Genomic DNA, 22177 nt, shown 5'->3' with positions numbered 1-22177 from the left:
ACTTCAGCACGTACGTGTAGGCGGGCACCGGAAGACCGGCGTCGATCAGCCGCTGCGCCTCGGCCGCGTACAGCTCGAGCAGCTGCCGGTTGGTGGCCACGTCGGCGTCGTCGAGGTAGTAGCGGGACATCTCGTACTCGGCCTGGCCGAAGACCTCGCCGTAGCTGACGCCCCGGGCGTACTCGATGTCCTTGAAGTGGGTGACGCCCTGCAGCGCCATGATGATCCGCTCGATGCCGTAGGTGATCTCGACCGACACCGGGTCCAGGTTGAGGCCGCCGGCCTGCTGCAGGTAGGTGTACTGGGAGATCTCCAGGCCGTCCAGCCAGACCTCCCAGCCGAGGCCCCAGGCGCCCAGCGCGGGCGAGGCCCAGTTGTCCTCCACGAACCGGACGTCGTGCGCCCGGATGTCGATGCCCAACGCGGCCAGGCTGCTCAGGTAGAGCTCCTGCGGATCGCCGGGGTCGGGCTTGAGGATCACCTGGAACTGGGTGTGCGTCTGCAGCCGGTTGGGATTCTCGCCGTACCGCGCGTCGTCCGGGCGCACGCTCGGTTCGACGTAGGCCACCCGCCACGGCTCCGGACCGAGCACGCGCAGCACGGTGGCCGGGTTGAGCGTGCCGGCCCCCACCTCGGTGTTGAACGGCTGCGCCAGGATCGCGCCGCGTTGCGTCCAGTACCGGGTCAGCGCCAGCAGCGCCTCCTGCATGGTCAGCACCGGAACACCCTAGTCAGCATTCCGGGCCCGACCCGTCAGGCGAGGGCGACGCCGTCGGCCACGATGTCGGTGACGAGGTCGTTGACCTTGACCTCCGGCACCTCCACCCCGTGGTTGGCCCTGATGTGATCGACAACCGCTTCCACCTTGTCGGCCGTGGTCTCGATCTCCACTCGCCACTCGTGTTCGGTGTGCACTTCGCCGTGCCAGCGGAACACGCTGGTGACCGGCCCCTCGATCTGTGCACACGCGCCCAGCTCGGCGCCGATGACTTCAGCGCACATGCTGTCCGCGAGCTGCTTGCTGTCCGTGGTGAACGTGACCACGACGTGATCGGTCGGCATGACACCCGATAGTAACGTCCATCACACCAAAATGCCCGGACCAGGGCGCCGTCCGGCTGCGTTTTGGGTGCTGACACACTGGGTAAACGCGCGGCATGACCGTCGCGCGCATCAGCAGCTGAGGATCACCGAGGTGAGTGTGAGCGAGTTCCTGCCTGGCAAGGAGGCCGAACCAACCTCTCCGGACAGTCACGACCCGGACGGGATCGAGCTTCGGCTCGCGGCCAGACTTGAACACCTGCCGATCATTCGCTCCGTGGCCGCGAACCTCGCCATCCGGGCCGACTTCGACCTCGACGCCATCGCCGACCTCAAGCTGGCGGTGGACGAGGCGTGCTCGACCCTGATCACCCGCGCCGCCAAGGGTGCGACGCTGAGCTGCCGGTTCTTCTTGAGCCCCAACGAAATCCGGTTCGCCGCGATGGTGTTGTCCAAGAGTGACCACGAACCCAGCCGGGACTCCTTCGGCTGGCGGGTGCTCACCACGTTGACCGATCGGGCGGATGCATGGGTGGACATGAACGGGTCCTCCCCCGACGGCCGGGGACCCCTGGTGCACATCGAACTCGCCAAGCGGAAGACCCTCGGCGAGTGAGCGAGCCAGTCAGCTCCCGGCCCTCCGGCTCCTGGCGTGGCGACTCGCACAACGAGTACGAGCACCTGACTCCGCTGTTCCACGAGCTCGCGGGTGCGACCGACGGGGATCCGCGCCGGCCTCGGCTGCGCGACGCTCTGGTCACCGGACACCTCCCGCTCGCCGAGCACATCGCCACCCGGTTCAGCCACCGCGGTGTGCCGCGCGAGGACCTCGTACAGGTGGCGACCGTCGGCCTGATCAACGCCGTGGACCGGTTCGAGCCGAGCCGCGGGTCGGACTTCCTGTCCTTCGCCGTGCCGACGATCATGGGCGAGGTCCGCCGGCACTTCCGGGACGCGAGTTGGTCGATGCGGGTGCCGCGCCGGCTCAAGGAGTTGAACCTGGCGATCAGCTCGGCCAGCGGCGAACTGGCCCAGCGGCTCGGCCGGGCCCCGACGCCCAGCGAGATCGCGACGCACCTGGGGCTCAGCCAGGAAGAGGTGTTCGAGGGCCTTGAGGCCGGCAACGCCTACCACTCGGTTTCCCTCGACGAGGCGCTGTCCGCCGACTCCGACTCCGACCCGCTGGCCGACACGCTCGGTGAAGAGGACTCCGCGCTGGAGAACGTGGAGAACCACGAGTCGCTGCGGCCGATGATCGAGCAGCTGCCGGAACGCGAGCGGCAGATCCTGACCCTGCGGTTCTTCATGAACATGACCCAGACGCAGATCGCGGAGCGGGTCGGCATCTCCCAGATGCACGTGTCCCGGTTGCTGGCCAGGACGTTGGAGCGGCTGCGGCAGGGCCTGCTCTCCGAGGGCGACGAGGACGACGGCTGAGGCGGATCGGGCGCATGAGAAAGGCCGAGGTCCCGGGGGGAGCTCGGCCCTTCATCTTGAGCACGCCGTCAGGCGGCGTGCTCGGTCTTGCGGATCTGCTTGCGGCGGGCGAACGCGGCCCTGCGCTCGCCCTCGTCGAGCCCGCCCCAGATCCCGTAGGGCTCCATCACGGTCAGCGCGTGGTGCCGGCACTGGACGATGACCGGGCAACCCAGGCAAACCTGCTTCGCCTTGCGCACCCGATCGGCCCTGGCCAGGCCGCGCTCGGCCTCGGGGTGGAAGAAAATCGTGCTGTCCTGGCCCCGGCACGAGCCAAGACGTTGCCAGTCCCACGTGTCGGCGACGGGGCCTGGTAGCCGAGTCATGTCAACCATGTGGCGGTTTTACCCGGGTATTGAACCAGGTAAACACCCATCCCGCTGGTCGAACGGGGTTACGGTGAGTCATGATGATCCGTGAGCGAGAAACGGCACTCGGGAGGGAACCGTGGCGCGACCGATCTGGAACGGAGCGATCAACTTCGGGCTGGTGACGGTACCCGTCGAGCTGTACAGCGCGACGGAGGACCACACGATCAGCTTCCGGCAGTTCGAGCGGGGGACGTCCGATCGGATCCGGTACAAGCGGATCAACGAACGCACCGGTGAGGAGGTGCCGTTCTCCGACATCGTGAAGGGCGCCGACATCGGCGGCGGCGACTACGTGATCATCGAGCCGGACGAGCTGGACGCGATCGCGCCGGGGCGGTCGCGCACCATCGACATCGACGCGTTCGTCGACCTGGACGCGATCGACCCGATCCACTTCCAGAAGACCTACTGGCTGGCGCCGGCCAAAGAGGAGTACGCCCGGGCGTACAGCCTGCTGCTGCAGGCGATGGCCAAGACCAACAAGGCCGGCGTGGCCACGTTCGTCATGCGTGGCAAGGAATACCTGACCGCGCTGCGGGCCGGCGACGGGCTGCTGGTGCTGACCACCCTGCTGTTTCCGGAGGACCTGCGCGACCCGGCCAAGGAGCTCAAGTCGATGCCGGAGATCACCGCGGCGCGCGGCAAGGAGCTGGACATGGCGGTCTCGCTGATCGGCTCGATGAGCGAGGAATGGGAGCCGGAGAAGTACCACGACACCTACACCCAGCGGGTGGAGCAGCTGATCGAGGACAAGTCGGCCGGGCGCGAGATCGTCACCGAGTCCGAGCCGGCGCAGCCGACCAAGGTGGTCGACCTGTTCGACGCGCTCAGCCGCAGCGTCGAGGGCCGCAAGAAGCGCCGCGAGGGAGCCGAGGATTCGGTCGCGAAACGCCGCTCCGCCTCCCGAGACAAGGGGCCGGACCTGGCTAGCCTGAGCAAGGCCGAGCTGGACAAGATGGCCCGTGACCTCGAGATCAAGGGCCGCTCCAAGATGAGCCGGGACGAACTGGCCGAGGCGGTGGCGGCGGCACGGAGCGCGGGCGCAGCATAACGAGGTGCGTCTGTTCCGCCTCTCCGGGATTTGACTGCTGTTGTTGCGTTCCAGCCGGTGGTGCGGTGAGCGGGGTGATTGTGGCTGGGTGCCGTCCCGGTGCCCCTGAGGTTGCGTTGGTCGGCCCGAGACTTCACCCGATGATCCACAGTCAGCACTCGATGACGTTGAGGGCGAGGCCGCCGCGCGCCGTCTCCTTGTACTTGGTGTGCATGTCGGCGCCGGTCTCCCGCATCGTCTTGATCACCTTGTCCAGGTGCACGATGTGCGTGCCGTCGCCGCGCAGGGCCATCCGCGACGCCGTGATCGCCTTCGTCGCCCCCACCGCGTTGCGTTCGATGCACGGAATCTGCACCAGGCCGCCGACCGGGTCACAGGTCAGGCCCAGATGGTGCTCGAGGCCGATCTCGGCGGCGTTCTCCACCTGCTCCACCGAGCCGCCCTGCACCTCGGTCAGCCCGGCGGCGGCCATCGCGCACGCCGACCCCACCTCGCCCTGGCAGCCGACCTCGGCTCCGGAGATGGACGCGGTCTCCTTGAGGACCACGCCGATCGCCCCGGCGGTGAGCAGGAACGCGACCACGTCGTCGTCCGTGGCACCCTCGACGAACCGGGTGTAGTAGTGCAGCACCGCCGGGATGATCCCGGCGGCCCCGTTGGTCGGCGCGGTGACCACCCGGCCGCCGGACGCGTTCTCCTCGTTGACCGCCAGCGCGTACAGGTTCACCCAGTCCATCACGTGCAGCGGGTCCTTCGTCGCCCCGTCCTCGGCGATCAGCTTGTCGTACAACGCCTTGGCCCGTCGCGGCACCTTGAGCCCACCGGGCAGCACGCCGTCCTGGGCGCAGCCGCGCCGGACGCAGTCCCGCATCACCGCCCAGATCTCCAGCAGCCCGGCCCGCACCTCCGCCTCGGTGCGCCAGACCAGCTCGTTGCGCAGCATGATCTGGCTGATCGGCAGCCCGGTCGCGGCACACTGGTCGAGCAGCTCGGCCGCGGTGCGGAACGGATGCGGCACCGGCGTGCTGTCCGGAGCGATCGTCGGCCCCTCGGCCGCGGTCTGGTCCAGCACGAACCCGCCGCCCACCGAGTAGTACGTCCGCTCGGCCAGCACGGCGCCGTCCGAGCCCAGGGCGGTGAAGAGCATTCCGTTGGGGTGCAAGGGAAGCGACCGCCGCCGGTGCAGGACGAGGTCCTCGTCCTCGGTGAAGTCGATCTCGTGCGTGCCGAGCAGCCGGACCCGCCGGTCGGCCCGGATCCGCGCCACCCGCAGCGGACCCTGCGCCACGTCCACGTCCTCCGGAGATTCCCCCTCGAGGCCGAGCAGCACCGCGGGCGCGCTGCCGTGCCCGTGTCCGGTGGCGCCGAGCGACCCGAACAGCTCGGCCCGCACCCGCGCCGTGCCTGCCAGCAGTCCCTGGTCCCGCAATCCCGACACGAACCGCAGCGCCGCGCGCATCGGACCCACCGTGTGCGAGCTCGACGGCCCGATACCGATGCTGAACAGATCGAACACACTCAGGGCCATGAGACTCCAGCCGACTCCATCTGTCAGGTGGACCGTTTGTAGAACGGCAGTTTGACGACCCCGACGGGGGCGATCGTGCCGCGGATGTCCACGGCGAGCTTGCTGCCCGGCTCGCTCATCCCGACCGGGACGTACGCCATGGCGATCGGCACACCGAGCGTCGGCGAAAGCGCCCCGCTGGTGACCGTGCCCACTCGGGCGCCGTCCTCGCCGACCACAGGATACCCGTGCCGCGGTGCCCGCCGGCCGGTCCCGACCAGCCCCACCAGCGCGGACTCCACCCCGGCGGCCCGCCTGCGCTCCAGCGGCGCGCGGCCGACGAAGTCGGCCGGCTTGTCGAACTTCACCACCCGGCCGAGGCCCGCCTCGAACGGGTTGGTCTCCACGGTCAGCTCGTTGCCGTACAGCGCCATCCCGGCCTCGAGGCGCAGCGTGTCCCGGCAGGCCAACCCGGTCGGCACCAGCCCGGAACCGGCGCCGGCCGCGGCCAGCGCGTCCCACACCTCCGGCGCGTCACCGGAGTCGGAGTACACCTCGAACCCGTCCTCGCCGGTGTAACCGGTCCGGGCGAGCAGCACGTCGTGCCCGGCGATGGCGGTCGGCGTGCTGCCGTAGTAGGGCAGCGCGGCCAGGTCCGCCGGGCACACCGCACCCACGATCTCCACCGACCGCGGGCCCTGCACCGCGATCAGCGCGCACTCCCGGGACCTGTCCGCCACCTCGACCATGAACCCGGAAGCCCGGTCGCGCAGCTCGCCGGCCACCAGGGCGGCGTTGGCCGCGTTGGCCACCACCAGGTAGTGGTCCTCTCCCAGCCGGTACACCACCAGGTCGTCCAGCACGCCGCCGTCCGCGTTGCAGATCACCGTGTACCGGGCCCGCCCCACCTTCACCGCGGACAGGTGCCCGACCAGCGCGTAGTCCAGCGCGCGGCCCGCCTCCGGCCCGGTCAGCTCGATCTCGCCCATGTGCGACAGGTCGAACATCCCGGCCGCCTCGCGCACCGCGCGGTGCTCGGCCAGCTCGCTGCCGTACTTCAGCGGCATCGACCAGCCGGCGAAGTCGGTGAACGTCGCGCCGAGCCGTTGGTGCACGTCGTGCAGCGGTGAGGGTTCGCTCATGCGGGCCACAGTAGTGCCCGCCGGTCACGGCAGCCGGAAGCCGTAGGGCAGCTCAAGGCGGTGCGCGGCGAGCAGTTCGGCGTCGCCGAGGATCTCCCGGGTGGGGCCGTCGGCGACCACCACGCCGTCGTCGATCAGCACGCTGCGCGGGCAGAGCTGCGCGGCGTAGGGCAGGTCGTGGGTGACCATCAGCATGGTGCGGCCCAGCCCGAGCAGCACCTCGGCCAGCTCGCGGCGGGCCACCGGCTCCAGGTTGGCCGACGGCTCGTCCAGCACCAGGATCTCCGGGTCGCAGGCCAGCACCGTGGCCAGCGCCACCCGCCTGCGCTGCCCGCCGGACAGGTGCAGCGGCGAGCGGTCGGCGTGCTCGGCCATGCCGACGGCGTCGAGCGCGGCGCGCACCCGCGCGTCCAGGTCGGCGCCGCGCACCCCGAAGTTGGCCGGCCCGAACGCCACGTCCTCGGCCACGGTCGGCATGAACAGCTGGTCGTCCGGGTCCTGGAAGACCACTCCGACCCGGCGCCGGATCTCCTTCAGGTTGGCCTTGGTCACCGGCAGCCCGGCCACCTCGATCCGGCCGGTGCCGCCGGCGAGCACCCCGTTGAGGTGCAGCACCAGCGTGGTCTTGCCGGCCCCGTTCGGTCCGAGCACCGCGACCCGCTCCCCCGGCTCGACCCGCAGGTCCACGCCGAACAGCGCCTGCCGGCCGTTCGGGTAGGCATAGGTCAACTGCTCGACAAGCAGGCTCAGCCCCACAACGCCACCGCCATGATCCCGGCCGCCGCCGCCGTGGGCAGCAGTCCCCGTAGCCATGTCCGTCCCGGCACCGGACCGGCGTCGCGGTCCGGCATCGTTCCGGTGAAACCGCGGGACACCATTGCCAGGTGCACCCGCTCCCCGCGCTCGTAGCTGCGCACGAACAGCGCGCCGACGCCGCGCGCGGTGGCGCCTGCCTGCCACAGGAACCGCGGGTCGTGGCCGCGGGCGATCCGGGCGATCCGCATCCGCCGCGCCTCGGCGGCGATCACCGCGAGGTAGCGCAGCATCAGCGTGGCCACCGTGGTCAGCATGGCCGGCGCGTGCAGCCGCTGCAGTCCGGCGATCAGCTCCTGCGGCGTGGTGGTGGCGGCCAGGGTCAGCGAGACCAGCAGGCCGAGAGTGCCCTTGGCCAGGATGTTCCACCCGGCCAGCGCCCCCTCCGGACCGCCGACCAGCAGCATCACCACGGCCAGGATCACGAACGGCAGCTCGATCAGGGCCCGGACGGCGAACCAGCGGACCGGGATCCGGGCCACCGCCCAGACCGCGAGCAGGACCAGGAGATATCCGCCGAACGCCCAGAACTCGGTGCGCGGCGTGAGCACCACGCAGACCACGGCGGTCACCGCGGCAAGCACCTTCACCTGCGGCGGCAGCCGGTGCACCGGGGAGTCGCCCGGCCGGTACAGCAGGTGCGCGTGCCCGGCAGCCATGCCCGGTCAGCTCCTCGAGCGCTTGCGCAGCACGGTGAACAACCCACCCGCCACGACCAGGGTGACCAGCACGCCCAGCACGCCCGCGACCCCGGTGAAGCGGTCGTCCCCGGCCACCGCGTAGTCGGCGAACAGGCCGTTCTCCAGGGCGTGCGGCTGCCCGTTCTTGGCGGCGATCTCCTCGGTGGCCGCGTCCAGCCCGTCCGGGTCGTCGTCGGCGAAGTAGGACGCCACGCCGGCCAGCACCAGGGCCACCAGGACGAACCCGACGAAGAACAGCAGCTGTCGCCTGCGGTCGTTCACTTCGTCCCTCCCCGGACCCACGCTGCCTGGACCGGCACGGTGCGCAGCTCGAGCGGCCGCTCGGTGCCGCGCAGCAGGTAGACCAGGTCGGGCCGCACCGCCGCCACGGCCGCGACGGTGAGCGCGGTGATGATGCCCTCCCCGATCCCGATCAGGCAGTGCACCCCGAGCACCGTGACACCCACGGCCCCGGTCGAGAACGCCGCATCCCCGCCGAGCGCGAACTGGAGCACGAACCCCGCCGAGGCCGCCACCGTGTTGCAGAACGCCGCCACGAACGCCACCGCGAGCAGCCCCGCCTTTCCGCGCGCCGCCACCCCCCGCAACGCCAGCGCCACCAGAAACCCGATCACCGTCCCGATCAGCGCCATATTGGTGATGTTGGAGCCGAGCGCGGTCAGTCCCCCGTCGGCGAACACCAGCGACTGCAGCACCAGCACGATCGTGATGCACAGCGCGCCCACCCAGGGCCCGACCAGAATCGCCGCGAGCGCTCCGCCGAGCAGGTGCCCGCTCACCCCCGGTAACACCGGGAAGTTCAGCATCTGCACGGCGAAGATGAAGGCGGCCACCAACCCCGCCATCGGCGCCATCCGTTCATCCAGATCACGCCGCGCCCGCGCCCCGGCCACCGTCACGCCGAGCACCGCCACCGCCCCGAACAGCGCCGACACCGGCGCGTTGATCAGCCCGTCGCTCATGTGCATGGCTACCGATGACATGTCGCTCATGCTAGGTGCCCACCTCCCGCTATCACCAGACACTTGCAACAACATTGATATGGCACACCCTAGGTTCGGCACGACAGAACAACCGGCTTGCCCCCGCACGCAAGATGGCAACATGGACCGGTTCACGGGCCGCTGCTGGCTGGACTGGTGGGCGAACTCGGGCACCCTGCTGGACAGCATCGAGGTCGCCGTCGTGATCAAGGCCGTCGACGCCGGCTGGGACGCCAGCGGTCACCTGGTCGACGACTCCACCCGCGCCGCCTTCCAGTTCCTCTGTGACCTCGATCCCGTCTTCGACCTGCGCTTCGCAGACGGGAGCACCGTCCTGGTCACCGTCACCCCGTCTCCCGGCCACTCCTTCACACTCACCGAGTACACCGACTGACCTCGGCGAGTCCCCGGTTCCGGCAACCGAACCACCGATTCCGGCCCGGCGAGTCCCTAGTTCCGGGCCGAGGAGTTGCCGAACCGGGCACACGCCAAGCCCGGCCCGGCGCCTGCGGCGCCGGCCGGGCTGCGCCTGCGGCGCCGCGCCGCAGGCGCGGCCTGGCCGCCTGACCAGCCTCTGGCCCCCAACCAGCAGTTCATCTACCCCGAGCTGGCGATTCGGAGTGCCCGAGCCGACAACTCGCCGAACGCGGCCACCCCTCTCGGCGAGTCCCCCGCTCCAGCAACCGAACCGCCCACTCCCGCCGCCGAGTCCCCAACCCACCCGCGAGTCCCCGAGTCCAGCAACCACACCGCCGATTCCGGGCCGGCGAGTCCCCAACTCCCGCGCGAGTCCCCGTTTCCGGCAACCAAATCCACCGGTTCCCGCCCGGCGAGTCCCCAACTCATCCGCGAGTCCCCGTTTCCGGCAACCGACCGCGGTCCCGGGCCCGCGAGTCGCCGGTTCCGGCCCGGGCAGCGGCCAGACCGGACACACCGCCAAGGACTCCGCCCGGCGCCTGCGGCGCCGGCCGGCGCCGCAGGCGCGGACCGACCTGGCCCGGCCTCGCTGACCAGCGACCCGAGTCCGAATCGGGGGCTCACCGGTCCCGATCTGGCAACTCGAGTGCCGGTGGCGGCAGCTCAGTTGCGCGACATGGCGACTCGGTTGCCGGCGACGGCAACTCGGTGTCTGGGGGTGGTGACTCCCGGGGCGGGACGGGGCGTTAGTTGCGGCGGCGGGCGCGGGTGGGGGCGGTGAAGTTGGACGGGAGGTGGGGGCCGAGGATGCCGGTGGTGGGGGTCGGGTGCGCGGGGAGGGCTGCCGGGGGTGGGGTGGGGGTGAACGGTGGGTGCAGGTGGCCGTCGGGGAGCCAGGAGTGGGCGCGGGTGGTGAGTCCGAGCAGGTAGGTGGTGGTGCAGTCCAGACACTCGGCGAGTTCGGGGAGCAGGCCGAGGTCGAGGCCGCGGCCGTTCTCCATGGCGGACAGGGCGCGGTTGGTGGTGGGGTTGCCTCGGCGGGCCAGGCGGGCGACGACTTCGCGCTGGGTGAGGCCCAGTTCCAGGCGGCGTTCGCGTAGCCGTTGCGCGCAGACCCAGTGGCGTTCCCGTGCGGGGTGAGGTCGCGGCGGCGCACTCATCGGACACCTCTGTCACTCGACAGCGACACAAGTGTTCGCCGGTGCCCCGGCGCCGTCAACTCAGCTGACCTGATCCGGCATCTCGGCCAGCGGATGCACCTCGTAGCGCGCGAAGTTGTAGACCGGCGACATCGCCAGCAGCCGCTCCAACTCCTCATTGGAGCCGACGTCGTAGATCCACGCGCCGCCGTGCTGGCCGACCAGGTGGTACCGGGCGATCACCGAACCGCGCTCCTCGAGCGGCCCGGCGTAGCGGGGCATCCTGGCCACCGCCGCGGCCATCTCGCTGGACAGCAGGGCGAGCTCCATCCGCCACATCACCAGGAACTTCACGGCGGTGACGGTATCGGGTCACGCTCAGGGCAGCGGCAGCTCCCCGAAGCGCTCCTGGATCCGGCGCAGATCGCGCAGCCGCGGCTCAGTCTCGCCGCCCACCCACCGGCTCACCGTCTTCACCGACACGCCGAGCTGGCGGGCCGCGGCTTCCTGGGTCAGGCCCTCCCGGCGCAGCACCTCGGTCATCCACTCGGCGAAGGTGGCGTCGCTCGGCTCCGCCGCGCGCACCGTCGGCGGGTGCACCTCGCGCAGCTCGGCCAGGGTGGGCTCACCCGGCTCACCGGAGTGCGAGTGCAGCACGTCGACCTCGACGTGCTCAGGAAAGATCCGGAAGGACACCTGGATGGTCCCGGTCGGGCCGGCGGCGTCCAGCAGCGCGCGAAACACGGTCTGGCTGACCTCGCGGTTGTCCTCGTCAGTCAACGGCGAGTCGGCCATGCTTTGCCGGACGAACTCGCGGATCTCGGGAATCGAGGACGGGCGGGCCGGGAAGGTCTTGGACAGAACCACGACCGGGAGAACCTCGATCGGCTCTCCGCGCGGTGGCACCCTTTCCTGGTCCACCACCCCAGCGTACCTGGACAGTTCGGTCTCCTGGCCCGAACAGGTATGGCCATCCGGGCGGACGGTCTGGCCGCACGGCACCTCTGTGGACGCATCGGCCGCCTTTGCCCGCGCGTTTGCGGCGGTGCTGGATCTGTCCGCTGTGGACGTTCACCGGCCCGGCGCCGACCAATGGGAGGCTGGAACGAGCAGACCGCCCGACCCGATGACATCGACAAATAACCCGTAGAGGGGTTATATATGGGGGTATGCCGAAAATCAACGTCTACCTGCCGGACGACCTGGCCGAGGCCGTCCGGGAGGCCGGGTTACCGGTGTCGGCGATCTGCCAGCGGGCGCTCGAGCAGTCGATCCGGCGGATGTCGGCGATCCGGGGCATCGCCCTGGACGCGCTCGGCGCGGACGACCCGACGGCCCGGCTGTCTCAGTTCACCGCGCGGGCCCGCCAGGTGGTCCGGCTGGGCATCGATCGGGCCCGCACCGAGCTGGCCGCCGAGGTCGGCACCGGACACCTGCTGCACGGCCTGCTGGCCGAAGGCGGAAACCTGGCCCTGCAGGTGCTCGCGGCGGTGGAGGTCGAGCCGGAACGGGCGGCGCACGAGCTGGCCAGGGCCGAGCCGGCGCGCCGGGCGCCGGATCATCCCGCCACCGGGTTCGGATCCGCGGCGGCGGGCGCGCTTGAGCTGGCCGTGACCGAGTCGGTCGCCCTCGGCCACAACTACGTCGGCTCCGAGCACCTGCTGCTCGGCCTGATCGCCGAACCGGACGGGACGGGTGGGCGGGTGCTGCGTGGGCTGGGCGCCGAGCTGCGGGCCACTCGCCGGGCGGTGGTCGCGGCACTGTCCGGATACGAGCACATGCGGGTGAAGACCGGCCCGCTGCCGATGGGCGGCTACGGGAGCCTGCAGGCCCGGATCGAGCGGCTGGAGAAGCACCTCGGCCTGAACGTCAACGGAGGTGAGGCGACACCCGGATGATCACCATCACCCGCCCGCCGGCGCGATGCCGAGAACCAGTTGGGGCAGCACGGACATCAGCACCGTGGCGACTCCGGACAGCAGCACGGCGGCGACCACCGGCCGCGGCATCCGTCCGAAATGGACGGACGATCCGGTGCGGGCGAACAGCCGGCTGGCCCAGGCCAGGTAGTAGTACAGGCCGATCACCGTGTTCACCACCATGAGCACGGCAAGCGCGCCGAAGCCGCCGGTCAGCACGCCGCGGAACACCACGATCTTGGCGAACAGCCCGGCCAGCCCCGGCGGCAGCCCGGCCAGGCAGGCCAGGAAGAACGCCAGGGCCAGCGCGGTCACCGGATGGCTCCCGGCCAGGCCGCGATAGTCGTCCACCTCTCCCCCGCCCCGCCCGCCGATCCAGCCGGCGTAACTCACCACGGCGAACACGCCCAGGCTCATCGCCGCATAGATCGCCAGGTAGCCGACCGTGGCGGCGACCAGCTCGGGCACCCGGGTTCCGGCCACCCCGGCGGCCATCCCGAGCGGCGCCAGCATGTAGCCGGCCTGCGCGATCGACGACCAGGCCAGCAACCGCATCACGGTGCGCTGGCGCAGCGCCACCAGGTTGCCAAGGGTCATGGTGACCGCGGCGAGCACCGCAACCAGCGGACCCCACACGGCGACCAGTGGTCCGAACGCGACGGTCAGCACCAGGATCAGCCCGGCGAACCCGGCCGCCTTGGAGACCACCGACAGGAACGCGGCCACCGTGACCGGCGCGCCCTGGTAGGTGTCCGGCGTCCAGAAATGGAACGGCACCGCGGAGATCTTGAACCCGAAGCCGACGAGCACCAGCACCATGCCGGCCGCGGCGACCGCACCGGGGGTGTCCGGCCGGCGCAGCGCGGCGCCGATCGCGTCCAGGAACATCGTGCCGGTCGCGCCGTAGACCAGGCTGATGCCGAATAGCATGACGGCCGTCGAGGTCACCGACACCAGGAACATCTTCAGTCCGGCCTCGGTCGAGCGGCCGTCGTAGCGGCGCAGCGCCACCAGCGCGAACAGCGGCAGCGACACCACCTCCAGCCCGACCACCAGGATCACCAGGTCCCGCCCGGCGGCCAGGGTCAGCGCGCCGGCGAGCGCGGCCAGCAGCAGGAAGTGGAACTCACCGGCCGGCAGCCGGGTCTGCCGGATCTCGACCCGGGCCAGCAGCAGCACCACCAGGCCGGCAAGCAGCAGCACCACCTGGAACAGCACGGTGAACGAGTCCACCGCGTAGGAGCAGGACGCTCCGACGCAGAACGTCGCCAGGGGCGCGTTCGCGGCCAGCACCGCCTCGACGCCGAGCGCCACCAGCACGGCGGTCAGTGCGCCGCCGGCTGCGAGCCCGGAGCGGGGCCGGAAGGCGTCGGCCACCAGCACGGCGAGCGCGCCGGCGATCAGTACCAGCGGCGGTCCGGTGGCCAGGTAGTCGATGCTCTGCTCGGGCGGCACGGCTCAGCCACCACCCAGCAGCGTGCGCACCGCCCCGTCGGTCACGCCGAGCACCAGCCGCGGCCACAGCCCGGCCACGACCACCAAGACCACCAACGGCGCCCAGACCACCCACTCCACCGCGGAGACGTCGGCGACCGGCTCGCCCACCGGGCCCTGCGCCACCCGGCGCAACATCACCAGCAGGTAGCCGGCGGTGAGCACCGCACCCAGCCCGGCGACGGCCATGAACCCCAGGTACAGCTCGCGGTCGAGCGCGCCTGCGGGCTGGAACGCCGACAGCAGGGCGAGCAGTTCACCCCAGAACCCGGCCAGGCCGGGTAGCCCGAGGCTGGCGATCGCGGCGAACACCAGCAGCCCGCCCAGCCGCGGCGCCCGGCCGAGCAGGCCGCCGCCAAGGCCGGCGATGTCGGTGTCGCCGCAGCGCTGGGCCAACCCACCGGCCAGAAAGAACAGCAGACCGGTGATCAGGCCGTGCGCGAGGTTGGCGAACAGCGCGCCATTGAGTCCGGCCGGGGTGAGCGTGGCGATCCCGAGCAGCACGAACCCCATGTGGCCCACGCTGGAGAACGCGATCAGCCGCTTGAGATCGCGCTGCGCCAGGCAGGCCAGCGCCGCGTAGACGATGCCCACCACGCCAAGGGCCCCGAGCACCGGCGCGATCTCGGCGGCACCCGCGGGCAGCACCGGCACGGCGATCCGCACCAGGCCGTAGCTGCCCATCTTGAGCAACACCCCGGCGAGCAGCACCGAGCCGACCGTGGGTGCCTCGGTGTGCGCGTCGGGCAGCCAGGAATGCAGCGGCCACACCGGAACCTTGACCGCGAGGCCGCCGGCCACCAGCAGGAAGGCCACCACCTGGACGGTCGCACCGATCCCGGCGCCGCCGCGCCGGGTCAGCTCCAGAATGTCCAAAGTGGACGTACTGGTGTAGATGACCAGCAGCCCGGTGAGCAGCACCCCGGAACCGAGCAGCGTGTAGAGGATGAACTGACGCGCCGCCGCGACCCGGCCGGGCCCGCCGCCCCACCCGGCGATGACCGCGTACATCGGGACCAGCACCACCTCGAAGAACATGAAGAACAGCAACAGATCCAGGGCGAGGAACGTGCCGGTCATACCCACCTGGGCGAGCAGCAGCAGCGACACCAGCGCCCTTGGCCGGTCCGGCGAACCGGCCGGCCGGGTCAGGTAGACCGCGCACAACGCGCACAGCAGTGCGGTCAGCACCACGAGCGGCAGCGAGATACCGTCCACGCCAAGGTGAAGCCGTAGTCCGAGCGCCGGAATCCACGGCAGGTCAACGGAAAGCTGCACTTGATCGGCACGCCCGTAGTCGAACCAGGTCACCATCCCCACGGCGGCGGCCAGCGTCAACCCGCTGACGTAGACACAGAAGCCCACCGCGACCCGCTCCGGAAGGGCAAGCACCACAAGGCATCCGGCCAGCGGCAGCAGGATCACCAGTACGGTGAGCAGGTTCATGTGAGGAGCACCACGCCGACCGCGAGCAGCAGGACACCGGCCAGCAATCCGGTCAGATAGAACTGCGGATTTCCGTTCTGGGTCAACCTGATCACGCCGCCGAGCCGGCGGGCGCCGCGGCCGACGCCGGTAACCGCGCGGCCGACCACTCGATCGTCCACTCCGGCCACGACGGTGGCCAGCCTGCGGACCGCGCGGGCCACGGTGCGCTCGTACAGGTCGTTGGTGTGCAGCGCGGTGGCGAACAGGCCGCGCAGCCGGCCGAGCGCGACGGCCGGGTCGCGCACCGGGTCCGCACGCCAGCCGGCGTAGGCGGCCACCACGCCGATTCCGGCCAGCAGCACCGACAACAGCGCGCTGTCCCGCTGCGGGCGCAGGGTTTCCCAGTTCAGGCCGCCGAAGCCGAGCAGCAGCGCGGGCACGGCCAGGGCCAGCAGCGGAAGTGTCATCACCGGCGGCGCCTCGGGGTGCACCGGCTGGAACCGAGCGCGCGGCGGGCCGAAGAAGGTCAGCAGCCAGGCCCGGGTGACGTAGGCGCCGGTGAGCAGTCCGGTCAGCAGCAGGGCGCCGAGCACCAGGACGGCGGTCGCGGCGCCGACCGGAGCCGGGCCACCCCGCGCGGCCTGCTCGGCCGCCGTGACCAGCGCGTCCTTGATGAAGAATCCGCTGGTCGGCGGCAGACCGGCGAGCGCGGCGAACCCGATGGTCATGGTGACGAAGGTGACCGGCATGACCTCGCGCAGCCCGCCGAGGTCGGTCAGCAGCGAACTGCCCACCATCATGATCACCGCACCGGCGCACAGGAACAGCAGCGCCTTGAACGCCGCATGGGACAGCAGGTGCCCGACCGCCGGCACCCGGGCACCGATCGCCAGCGCGGCGAACATCAGGCTCACCTGGCTGATCGTCGAGTAGGCCAGCACCCGCTTGAGGTCGCCCGCGGTCAGCGCGGCCAGCGCGGCGCCGACCATCGACACGACGGCGAGCACCGCCAGCACGTTCAGGCTGACCGGCGCCGCCTCGAACGCCGGGAACAGCCGGGCCACCACGTACACGCCGGCCGCCACCATGGTCGCCGCATGGATCAGCGCGCTCACCGGCGCCGGCCCGGCCATCGCGTCGGGCAGCCAGGTGTGCAGCGGAAACTGCGCCGACCTGCCGACCACGCCGGCCACCAGCAGCAGGGTCGCGGCCAGCAGCGTGCCGGCCGGCAGCTCCGGCACCGCGGCCAGCACGTCGGAGATCCGGAACGAGCCGGCGGCCACCCCGAGCACGAAGATCCCGAACAGGAACCCGACATCGCCGAACCGGGTCATCAGGAACGACTTCACCGCCGCGGCCGAGTTCGCCTGCCGCTCCCAGCGGTGCCCGATCAGCAGGTACGAGCAGATGCCCATGACCTCCCAGCCGGCGTAGACCACCAGCAGGTCGGCGGCGAGCACCACGGTCAGCATGGCCGCGGTGAACAGCGACACCAGCGCCGCGTAGGACGGGTAGCGCGGGTCGTGCCGCAGGTAGCCCACCGAGTACATCTGCACGGCCAGCGCCACCAGCGCGACCATCACCGCGACCGTGCCGGACAATCCGTCCACCAGCACGCCGAGTGTGACCGGGATGGTGCCGGTCGGGGTGAGCACGGCGGCCGTCTCCCAGACCCGGGCCGGTGCCGCCGCGGCGAAGGACGCCACCAGGATCCCCAGCGCCGCGGCCAGGAACGTGCCGGACAGCGCGAGCGCGCTGGCCGAGAGGACCCGGCCGAGTGGCAACCCGAGGGCGGCCGCGGCGAACGGGGCCAGCACGGCCAGCGCCGCCAAGGTCCCGACGGTCATCGGTTCAGCACCTCACCGGCGTCGCGGTCGGCCAGCTCGCGCAGCGCGTCCACGGCGATCGTGCTGCGATTACGGAACACCAGCAACACGATCGCCAGACCCAACCCGACCTCGGCGGCCGCGATGACGATCGTGAACAGGGCCAGGGTCTGCCCCGAGCGCAGCACGTCGGCGAGCCACACATCGAACGTCACCAGGTTGAGGTTGACCGCGTTGAGCATCAGCTCGACCGACATCAGCACCAGGATCACGTTGCGACGGGCCAGCACGCCGTATATCCCGACCGAGAACAGCAGCGCGGCGAGCACCACCGGGTAGATCAGGTGCATCACGCATCTCCGCCGCCCGGACCGCGTTGTCCGATGTCCACCCGGGTCAGCACGATCGCGCCGACCAGCGCGGCCAGCAGCAGTACCGACAGTGCCTCGAACGGCAGCACCCAGTACCGGAAGATGCCGGCTCTCATGGTGCTCGCGCTGCCCGCCGGGGTGCCGAGATCGGTGTAGGCGTCCCGAAATCCGGACACCACGACGGTGACCAGCGCGCCGGCGGTGCTCAGCGCGACCACCAGCGCGGCCCACCGGTTCCTACTGTCCACATCGGACGATCGACCGATCGGCGCCCGGGTGAGCACGATCCCGAACAGCAGCAGGACCACGACCGCGCCCACGTAGATCAGCACCTGCACCCAGGCCACCAGCTCCGCGGTGAGCACCAGAAAGCAGCCGGCCAGCGCGCCGAGCGCGACCACCAGCCACAGCGCGGCCCGGACCAGGTGCCGGGTGGTCACCACGAGCACCGCGGCGGCCAGCGTGGCCACGCCGAGCAGGCCGAACACGATCTCCGCTCCGGTCATTCGGACTCGTCGGGCCGCATGTCGGGCGTCCAGCGCCGGGTCACCCCCACGACAGCACCCCCGTGCGCCAGGCATAGAGGATCCCCACCGCAAGGAACCCGAGGACCACGAACATCGCGACCAGCGTGCCGCCACCGAACCCGAACACGGTCGCCCACGGGAACAGGAACACCGCGTCCACCGCGAACACCAGGTAGAAAAAGGTGAAAACGTAGTAACGCACATAGGACTGCGCCCGGCCCCCGCCAATCAGATCCACCCCGCACTCATCGCTGAGCACCCTCCGCGCGGTGGACCGGTCCGGCCGCCACACCCGGTTCACCCCGACCGCCCCCACGAAGATCACCACGCCGACCACCAGCAGCACCGCGACCAACGCGTACCCCCCGCCGTAACCGTCCACCGGCGACACCTCCCGGGGTGCACTCACGATCGCACGCCGTCTACGACAATCCAGCACGACGGGTGATCCGCCAACCGGCCATCGAGGGATTCCGTGCCACACAAGGAGGAATTCCCGATTACCCCCCGTGCCCGCACGTCAACTCACCCCCGCCGAAGCCCCACCCAGTTGCCGGACCCGACGACTCGCCGAGGATCGCCGCAACGTTCGGCGAGTCGCCATCTCGGGCACCCGAGTCACCACCTCGAGCCCACGAACCCCGGGTTCGAACCGGACGCGGTCAGCGCCCGGGCCGCGCCTGCGGCGCGGCCCGGCGCCGCAGGCGCCGAGCCGGGCTTGCTGGGCTTTGGGCCCAGGCTGGCAACTCAACGGACCGGCACCGGCGACTCGGGTGCTGGAAGCAACCGCTCGGGTGCTGGAAGCTACGGCTCGGGTGCTGGAAGCGGTGATTTCGGGTGCTGGAACCGACGACTCACCGACCCGGAACCGGCAGCTCGGTTGCCGCAACCGGCAACTCGCCGAGAATCGCGACCACGTTCGGCGAGTCGCCGACTCAGGACACCCCAACCACCAACTCAAGGCACACGAACCGCCGGTGCGACCGGGACTGGCACTCGTGATGGCGTCCCGGGCCGCGCCTGCGGCGCGGCCCGGCGCAGCAGGCGCCGGGCGTTGCTAGGGGTTGCGGCCGGACTGGTGACTCATCAGGCCGGAGCCCGTGACTCGCTTGGGCCGGTACCGGCGGGTCGGTTGCTGGAGACGGTGACTCGCGGGGGTGGGCGTGGTGGCGCGCGCGGGGCTTTGGGTGGCTGGGATCAGGGGGTGAAGGCGAGGCTGGCGGCTTCGAGGCGGTGGCGTTCGACGGTGGCGCGTTGTTCTTCGGCGCGTTTGATCAGGTCGTCGAGGTCGAAGTCGGCGGGGAGGGGCTCGGTGCGGGTTTGCAGGGCGCGCCACATGGCGAGTTTGCCTTCGATGCCCAGGGACAGGGTCTCGAGTTCGAGAAGGAGCTTGAGGTGGCGGGAGCCGGCCAGTGGCTCGGAGAACTTGAGGCGGGTGAACCTTTCCGCGACCCAGCCGGCCGCTTCCTTCAGGGTGCTCCGGCCAAAGCCGAGCTTGGCGACCAAATTTTCCAGGGTCGTGCGGTCCGTCTCGATGTCGGCGGCCAGGGCGCTCATGACGTCCCCGAGTTGGGTACCCGTGTTCTCCTCGGCGATCTTCCTGGCCAGGTTGGTTCCCGCGGTGGCCCCGGCCAGGTGGTCGGTCAGATAGATGCGCAACGGTTCGGCTGCCATGCGGGTCGGCTACCCGACCCTGCGGCACGCAAACGTCGTAGAGTCCGGCCATGCTCGCCGCCGCGGAACTGACTGCCTTCGTGCCGACCACGGACCTGGAGCGGGCGCGCGCCTTCTATGGCGGCACCCTGGGGCTGGAGCTCGAGTCGGTCAACGAGTTCGCCTGTGTGTTCCGGTCGGCGGGAACGATGCTGCGGGTGACGAAGGTGTCCGGGTTCGACCCACAGCGGTTCACGGTGCTCGGCTGGGCGGTGCCGGACATCTACGCCACCGCCCGGGAACTGACGGACGCGGGGATCCCGGCCGTCCGGTACGAGGGGGTGGAGCAGGACGACGACGGCGTGTGGGCCAACCCGGACGGCGTCCGGGTGCTGTGGTTCAAGGATCCGGACGGCAACACACTGTCCATCGCGCAGTACGGCTGAGCGATGGAGCACAACGCGGTGCTGGCGCCCGATCCCCGTCTCGGTCCGCTGCTTCGGCGCGGCTACGTCGCTTTCGCCCAGCCGGCCACCGCGCACGAGCGCTGGCTGGCCACGCCGGCGCCGACGGTGACCCTGATTCTCAACCTGGGTCCGACCTGGGGCGGGCTGCCGCGCTGCTTCGTCGCGGGGCTCACTGACCGACCGGCGACCGTCGACCAGGGCGGGGAGATCGAGTGTCTCGACCTGAAACTCACCCCGTTGGGCGCCTACCGGCTGCTCGGCACGCCCATGCACGAGCTGACCAATCGGGTCATCGACCTGGTCGACGTCCTTCCCGGCATCGAAGACCTGGCCGACCGGCTGGCCGGGGCGCCGGACCGGCGGGCGGTGCTCGACGCGTTCCTGTTGGACCGGGCCGGTCGCGGTCCGGTCCCCGCGCCCGAGGTGGCCGTCGCGCTGCGCCGGCTGACCGAGAGCCGGGGCACGCGGCCGGTGGGTGCGCTGGCCGAGGAGGTCGGCTGGAGCCGCCGGCACCTGGTCGACCGGTTCCAGCGGCAGGTCGGCCTGCCGCCCAAGACTGTCGCCCGGGTGCTCCGGTTCCGGCACCTGGTGAGCCGGCTGGGTGCCGGACCCGTCCGGTGGACCGAGCTGGCGGCCGAGTGCGGCTACTACGACCAGGCGCACCTGATCCGGGACTTCCGCGCGTTCACCGGCACCACCCCGACCGGGTTCCTCGCCGGGCAGGTCACATCCGTCCAATACCCCGGGGTCCCCGCGACCTAGTGTCGCGATCATGAGACCGAACATCTTCCCCGCGCTGAAGTACCGCGACAGCCTGGCCGCACTCGACTTTCTGACCAAGGCCTTCGGGTTCGAGGAGGTGAGCGTGCACCGCGGTGCGGACGGCTCGATCTCGCACGCCGAGCTCCGCCTGGGCGCCGGCATGATCATGTTCGGCGGTGGTCAACAGTCCGGCTGGCTCGGCGGGGGAACGCCGGACCCGCTGGCCGGCACGGTCAGCGTCTACGTCGTGGTCGACGACCCCCGGACCCACCTTGAAGACGCCAGAGCGCACGGCGCCACCATCGTGCGCGAGCTGGCGGAGATGGACTACGGCTCCACCGAGTACAGCGCCAGGGACCCGGAGGGCAACCTGTGGTCGTTCGGCACCTACGACCCGTACGCCGTCATCAGCGAAGCGCGTTGATCCCGGTCAGCGCCCGGCCGATGAGCAGCTTCTGCACCTGGCTGGTGCCCTCGTAGAGGGTGGTGACCCGGGCGTCCCGGAGGTACTTCGCGGCCGGGTACTCGTCGACGTACCCGTAGCCGCCGTGCACCTGGATGCACGCGTTGGCCACCCGCACCGACGCCTCGGTGGCGAAGAGCTTGGCCTTCGACGCGGCGAGCGAGTAGCGCTCGCCCCGGGTCTTGAGGTCCGCGACCGCCCAGGTCAGCAGCCGCGACGCGTCCACGTCGACGGCCGAGTCGGCGATCATCTCCTGGACCAGCTGGTGCCCGGCGATCGGCTTGCCGAACTGCTCGCGCGACCCGGCGTAGGCCACCATCGTGTCCAGCGCCGCCTGACCCACGCCGGTGCACGAGGCGGCGATCGACATCCGGCCGTCGTCCAGCGCCGACAGCGCCACCTTGATGCCCTCGCCCTCGGCACCGAGGAGGGCCTCCTCCCCCACCTCGACGCCGTCCAGCACCAGCTCGGCGGTGTCGCAGGAGCGCAGCCCGAGCTTGCCGTGCAGCGGCACCGCGGAGAAGCCCGGCCGGTCGGTGGGCACCAGGAACGCCGACACCCCGCGCGCGCCCGGCCCGCCGGTGCGCGCCATGACGAGGGCGACACCCGCGATGGAACCGTTGGTG

General features: G+C 71.0%; 28 protein-coding genes. 8 read left to right on the top strand and 20 right to left on the bottom strand.

Features of this window, described 5'->3' with window-relative positions:
• Positions 1-709 (bottom strand): glycine--tRNA ligase subunit alpha (locus VFV67_RS14675; protein ID WP_326470437.1); only part of this gene is annotated, 709 nt, incomplete at its 3' end.
• Between the two features lie 44 nt (positions 710-753).
• Positions 754-1062 carry a divalent-cation tolerance protein CutA gene (gene cutA, locus VFV67_RS14670; protein WP_326470434.1) on the bottom strand — a complete coding sequence of 103 codons (309 nt, stop codon included), beginning with the start codon at positions 1060-1062 and terminating at the stop codon, positions 754-756.
• A gap of 133 nt (positions 1063-1195) precedes the next feature.
• On the opposite strand from cutA, the gene VFV67_RS14665 reads away from it, so the two are divergent.
• On the top strand, positions 1196-1657 hold the full coding sequence (locus VFV67_RS14665) for an ATP-binding protein (protein ID WP_414636252.1): 462 nt from the start codon (positions 1196-1198) through the stop codon (positions 1655-1657).
• Positions 1654-2478: a SigB/SigF/SigG family RNA polymerase sigma factor gene (locus VFV67_RS14660; RefSeq protein WP_326470432.1), complete on the top strand. Its 825-nt coding sequence runs from the start codon at positions 1654-1656 to the stop codon at positions 2476-2478. The genes VFV67_RS14665 and VFV67_RS14660 overlap by 4 nt, the downstream gene beginning before the upstream one ends.
• A gap of 68 nt (positions 2479-2546) precedes the next feature.
• Here VFV67_RS14660 and VFV67_RS14655 read toward each other — a convergent pair whose 3' ends face one another.
• Positions 2547-2852, bottom strand: coding sequence for a WhiB family transcriptional regulator (locus tag VFV67_RS14655; protein WP_326470431.1), 306 nt, complete (start codon positions 2850-2852; stop codon positions 2547-2549).
• A 112-nt stretch (positions 2853-2964) separates the two neighbouring features.
• Here VFV67_RS14655 and VFV67_RS14650 point away from each other — a divergent pair, with 112 nt between their 5' ends.
• The gene (locus VFV67_RS14650; protein ID WP_326470430.1) at positions 2965-3939 is read left to right on the top strand and encodes a Ku protein; all 975 of its coding nucleotides are present in this window, start codon (positions 2965-2967) and stop codon (positions 3937-3939) included.
• 151 nt (positions 3940-4090) lie between these two features.
• Here the strand turns inward: VFV67_RS14650 and VFV67_RS14645 are convergent, their stop codons facing one another.
• Genes VFV67_RS14645 through VFV67_RS14620 form a run of 6 tightly spaced genes read right to left on the bottom strand, consistent with a single transcriptional unit; the run spans position 4091 to position 9085 of the window.
• The gene (locus tag VFV67_RS14645) at positions 4091-5467 is read right to left on the bottom strand and encodes an L-serine ammonia-lyase (RefSeq protein WP_326470429.1); all 1377 of its coding nucleotides are present in this window, start codon (positions 5465-5467) and stop codon (positions 4091-4093) included.
• A 23-nt stretch (positions 5468-5490) separates the two neighbouring features.
• Positions 5491-6588, bottom strand: a complete 1098-nt coding sequence (gene gcvT, locus VFV67_RS14640; RefSeq protein WP_326470428.1) for a glycine cleavage system aminomethyltransferase GcvT — start codon at positions 6586-6588, stop codon at positions 5491-5493.
• A 24-nt stretch (positions 6589-6612) separates the two neighbouring features.
• Positions 6613-7344 carry an ABC transporter ATP-binding protein gene (locus VFV67_RS14635; protein WP_326470426.1) on the bottom strand — a complete coding sequence of 244 codons (732 nt, stop codon included), beginning with the start codon at positions 7342-7344 and terminating at the stop codon, positions 6613-6615.
• Positions 7335-8060, bottom strand: a complete 726-nt coding sequence (locus VFV67_RS14630) for an energy-coupling factor transporter transmembrane component T (protein ID WP_326470425.1) — start codon at positions 8058-8060, stop codon at positions 7335-7337. Before VFV67_RS14630 ends, VFV67_RS14635 begins: the two co-directional genes overlap by 10 nt.
• A gap of 6 nt (positions 8061-8066) precedes the next feature.
• Positions 8067-8363 (bottom strand): PDGLE domain-containing protein, encoded by a 297-nt coding sequence (locus VFV67_RS14625; protein ID WP_326470424.1) that lies wholly within the window; start codon positions 8361-8363, stop codon positions 8067-8069.
• Positions 8360-9085: an energy-coupling factor ABC transporter permease gene (locus VFV67_RS14620; RefSeq protein ID WP_326470423.1), complete on the bottom strand. Its 726-nt coding sequence runs from the start codon at positions 9083-9085 to the stop codon at positions 8360-8362. Before VFV67_RS14620 ends, VFV67_RS14625 begins: the two co-directional genes overlap by 4 nt.
• 121 nt (positions 9086-9206) lie before the next feature.
• Between VFV67_RS14620 and VFV67_RS14615 the strand changes: the two genes are divergently transcribed.
• Positions 9207-9479: a hypothetical protein gene (locus tag VFV67_RS14615; protein ID WP_326470421.1), complete on the top strand. Its 273-nt coding sequence runs from the start codon at positions 9207-9209 to the stop codon at positions 9477-9479.
• Positions 9480-10248: 769 nt separating this feature from the next.
• Here the strand turns inward: VFV67_RS14615 and VFV67_RS14610 are convergent.
• Genes VFV67_RS14610 through VFV67_RS14600 form a run of 3 tightly spaced genes read right to left on the bottom strand, consistent with a single transcriptional unit; the run spans position 10249 to position 11562 of the window.
• Positions 10249-10662, bottom strand: coding sequence for a helix-turn-helix transcriptional regulator (locus VFV67_RS14610; RefSeq protein WP_326470419.1), 414 nt, complete (start codon positions 10660-10662; stop codon positions 10249-10251).
• A gap of 60 nt (positions 10663-10722) precedes the next feature.
• Complete coding sequence (locus tag VFV67_RS14605; RefSeq protein WP_326470417.1) at positions 10723-10995, bottom strand: muconolactone Delta-isomerase family protein; 273 nt, start codon at positions 10993-10995, stop codon at positions 10723-10725.
• A 24-nt stretch (positions 10996-11019) separates the two neighbouring features.
• Positions 11020-11562 carry a helix-turn-helix transcriptional regulator gene (locus VFV67_RS14600; RefSeq protein ID WP_326470416.1) on the bottom strand — a complete coding sequence of 181 codons (543 nt, stop codon included), beginning with the start codon at positions 11560-11562 and terminating at the stop codon, positions 11020-11022.
• Positions 11563-11810: 248 nt separating this feature from the next.
• Here VFV67_RS14600 and VFV67_RS14595 point away from each other — a divergent pair, with 248 nt between their 5' ends.
• On the top strand, positions 11811-12539 hold the full coding sequence (locus VFV67_RS14595; RefSeq protein ID WP_326470414.1) for a Clp protease N-terminal domain-containing protein: 729 nt from the start codon (positions 11811-11813) through the stop codon (positions 12537-12539).
• Between the two features lie 6 nt (positions 12540-12545).
• On the opposite strand, the gene VFV67_RS14590 is transcribed toward VFV67_RS14595, so the two are convergent.
• The 7 genes from VFV67_RS14590 to VFV67_RS14560 form a co-directional block, all read right to left on the bottom strand.
• Entirely contained in the window at positions 12546-14015 is a 1470-nt protein-coding gene (locus VFV67_RS14590; RefSeq protein WP_326470413.1) for an NADH-quinone oxidoreductase subunit N, read from the bottom strand.
• Positions 14016-14018: 3 nt separating this feature from the next.
• Positions 14019-15500, bottom strand: coding sequence for an NADH-quinone oxidoreductase subunit M (locus VFV67_RS14585; protein ID WP_326470412.1), 1482 nt, complete (start codon positions 15498-15500; stop codon positions 14019-14021).
• Positions 15497-17329: an NADH-quinone oxidoreductase subunit L gene (locus VFV67_RS14580; protein ID WP_326470411.1), complete on the bottom strand. Its 1833-nt coding sequence runs from the start codon at positions 17327-17329 to the stop codon at positions 15497-15499. The genes VFV67_RS14585 and VFV67_RS14580 overlap by 4 nt, the downstream gene beginning before the upstream one ends.
• Positions 17326-17658, bottom strand: coding sequence for an NADH-quinone oxidoreductase subunit NuoK (gene nuoK / locus VFV67_RS14575; RefSeq protein WP_326470410.1), 333 nt, complete (start codon positions 17656-17658; stop codon positions 17326-17328). The genes VFV67_RS14580 and nuoK overlap by 4 nt, the downstream gene beginning before the upstream one ends.
• A complete protein-coding gene (locus VFV67_RS14570) occupies positions 17658-18185 on the bottom strand; it encodes an NADH-quinone oxidoreductase subunit J (protein WP_326470408.1) in 528 nt (175 codons plus the stop codon). Before VFV67_RS14570 ends, nuoK begins: the two co-directional genes overlap by 1 nt.
• Positions 18186-18225: 40 nt before the next feature.
• Complete coding sequence (locus VFV67_RS14565) at positions 18226-18615, bottom strand: NADH-quinone oxidoreductase subunit A (protein WP_326470406.1); 390 nt, start codon at positions 18613-18615, stop codon at positions 18226-18228.
• 788 nt (positions 18616-19403) lie between these two features.
• Entirely contained in the window at positions 19404-19880 is a 477-nt protein-coding gene (locus VFV67_RS14560; protein ID WP_326470405.1) for a hypothetical protein, read from the bottom strand.
• Between the two features lie 50 nt (positions 19881-19930).
• On the opposite strand from VFV67_RS14560, the gene VFV67_RS14555 reads away from it, so the two are divergent.
• The 3 genes from VFV67_RS14555 to VFV67_RS14545 are packed head-to-tail and all read left to right on the top strand — an operon-like array spanning position 19931 to position 21512.
• Positions 19931-20305, top strand: a complete 375-nt coding sequence (locus VFV67_RS14555) for a VOC family protein (protein WP_326470403.1) — start codon at positions 19931-19933, stop codon at positions 20303-20305.
• Positions 20306-20308: 3 nt separating this feature from the next.
• Positions 20309-21088 carry a helix-turn-helix domain-containing protein gene (locus VFV67_RS14550; protein WP_326470401.1) on the top strand — a complete coding sequence of 260 codons (780 nt, stop codon included), beginning with the start codon at positions 20309-20311 and terminating at the stop codon, positions 21086-21088.
• 10 nt (positions 21089-21098) lie between these two features.
• Positions 21099-21512 (top strand): VOC family protein, encoded by a 414-nt coding sequence (locus VFV67_RS14545; RefSeq protein WP_326470399.1) that lies wholly within the window; start codon positions 21099-21101, stop codon positions 21510-21512.
• Here VFV67_RS14545 and VFV67_RS14540 read toward each other — a convergent pair.
• Positions 21496-22177 (bottom strand): acyl-CoA dehydrogenase family protein (locus VFV67_RS14540; protein ID WP_326470397.1); only part of this gene is annotated, 682 nt, incomplete at its 5' end. The genes VFV67_RS14545 and VFV67_RS14540 overlap by 17 nt on opposite strands.

It is taken from the genome of Actinophytocola sp., assembly GCF_035762905.1.
Lineage (GTDB): Bacteria > Actinomycetota > Actinomycetes > Mycobacteriales > Pseudonocardiaceae > DASYTH01.
The sequence above is the reverse complement of the archived record's forward strand: the minus strand, read 5'-3'. Positions and strand labels throughout refer to the sequence as shown.